Raw genomic sequence first — 335 nt, forward strand, 5'->3', positions numbered from 1 at the left:
CGACGACACCGCCCGCGCCGGTTGGCGTACGCCGCTGGAGCTGACCGTGCTCGGCGCGATCTGGGGCGGCTCGTTCCTGTTCATGCGCGTGGCCGCCAAGGACTTCGGCGCGCTGCCGCTGGTGGAGATGCGCCTGGGCCTGGGCGCGCTGATCCTGCTGCCGTTCCTGTGGCAGGCGCGCGAGTCGTTCCGCGGCGCGAAGATCTGGGCCAAGCTCGCGCTGATCGGCCTGATCACCTCGGCCCTGCCGTTCGCGCTGTTCGCCTGGGCCGCGCAGCGCGCGCCGGCCGGCATCGGCGCGATCACCAACTCGATGGCGGTGAACAGCACCGCCA

At 72.5% G+C, this 335-nt stretch carries 1 protein-coding gene; it reads left to right on the forward strand.

Annotated elements, in window-relative coordinates; all coding sequences use genetic code 11:
• Positions 1-82 precede the first annotated feature (82 nt).
• The coding region (locus HKX41_10790) for an EamA family transporter (protein NNC24616.1) at positions 83-335 on the forward strand (253 nt) is incomplete at its 3' end.

It is taken from the genome of Salifodinibacter halophilus (assembly GCA_012999515.1).
Lineage (GTDB): Bacteria > Pseudomonadota > Gammaproteobacteria > Nevskiales > Salinisphaeraceae > Salifodinibacter > Salifodinibacter halophilus.